Genomic DNA, 296 nt, shown 5'->3' on the forward strand with positions numbered 1-296 from the left:
TTCATGTTGTAGCTGCCGTGCAGGTGGACACTGGAGGTGGTGACCCTGGTGCCGCCGGAGAAGATGTTAGCTGTACCAAAAGCGAGGGTGAACTGACGAGCCTGGGCGTTCCTGGTTCTCCAGCAGTGAGCCGCGGTCACGGAGCGGGTGTTGGTCAGTAAGGAAGCTCCGCAGATGGAAGTTCTGCCATTCGTGAGTGCGATCACAAGTCCAGCAAGATGGGGGTGAGCACCAGCGTTGGCGGCAGAACCACCCACAATCCTGGTACCGTCGAAGTCAGCGGCTTCCTCGGCGCG

1 protein-coding gene is annotated in these 296 nt (G+C 60.1%); it reads right to left on the reverse strand.

The window, feature by feature from the left end; translation table 11 throughout:
• Positions 1-206 (reverse strand): trypsin-like serine protease (locus F0L74_RS34590; RefSeq protein ID WP_246197952.1); only part of this gene is annotated, 206 nt, incomplete at its 3' end.
• Between the last annotated feature and the right edge of the window lie 90 nt (positions 207-296).

Origin of the sequence: Chitinophaga agrisoli (genome assembly GCF_008386695.1) — a bacterium.
In the GTDB taxonomy this organism is placed as follows: domain Bacteria; phylum Bacteroidota; class Bacteroidia; order Chitinophagales; family Chitinophagaceae; genus Chitinophaga; species Chitinophaga agrisoli.